Origin of the sequence: Tenacibaculum soleae, from assembly GCF_001693415.1 — a bacterium.
Classification (GTDB): Bacteria; Bacteroidota; Bacteroidia; order Flavobacteriales; family Flavobacteriaceae; genus Polaribacter; species Polaribacter soleae.
This window is the reverse complement of record NZ_MAKX01000031.1, coordinates 1-742: the sequence shown is the minus strand read 5'-3', so window position 1 is coordinate 742 and position 742 is coordinate 1. Positions and strand designations below refer to the sequence as shown.

Annotated in this window: 1 pseudogene; it reads right to left on the bottom strand. The window is 27.5% G+C overall.

Annotated elements, in window-relative coordinates:
* Positions 1 to 216 (bottom strand): annotated as a pseudogene (locus BA195_RS12480) (Bcr/CflA family drug resistance efflux transporter); the annotation flags it as partial.
* Positions 217 to 742: the final 526 nt, after the last annotated feature.

Here is a 742-nt window from a genome sequence, read left to right as displayed (position 1 = left end):
AGAAATTGGACCTGAAATTAATTGACCAAAACCCAAGCCTAAAAATATCATAGTAATTAATAATTGACTATCTGTTGAGTCTTGTTGAATGTTAATACTATTTCCTATTTGCTTTATAGCTGGTAATAAAGCGTCAATTGACAATGCGACTAATGACATTAATGATGCCATTAAAGCTATGAATTCTAATTTAGATTGTTTTTCTTTTTTTTGCATCATACAAATGTACTTTCTTTTTATAGTTTATTTAGATAGTATTTAAAAAACATCTATTTAACATAATATTAATTATAGCTTACGAATATTAATGAAAACTAGGTCGTAAAACGGCTGTTACATAAATGCTGACGATATAGACCTAAAGGCGCTATATCTGCATCTATGTAAAATAGAACCGAAAAAGTTCTATTCGCCGTTTTACTCATAATAACATATTTGTACTATAATTAATATTATGTAAAATATCCCAGAATGTTCTCGTTCTACAATTATCTGTATTACTGGGGTCATTATAATTGGTGTTTTAGGTATTCGTGAGAATTTCATATTCTGTATAATGATTCAACATTTTCAAAATAAACGATTCTCAATAAACATTCGAACTATACATTTGTATCTATAATTAGACATTATGTCAAATTGCCTCTTGCCAAAATCGCTCATATTGTGTTTAAAATTTAAAGCTGAAAAAAACTTTAAATTTTAAACACAATTTTCCAACGCTTGCTTGCAACCGCATAAA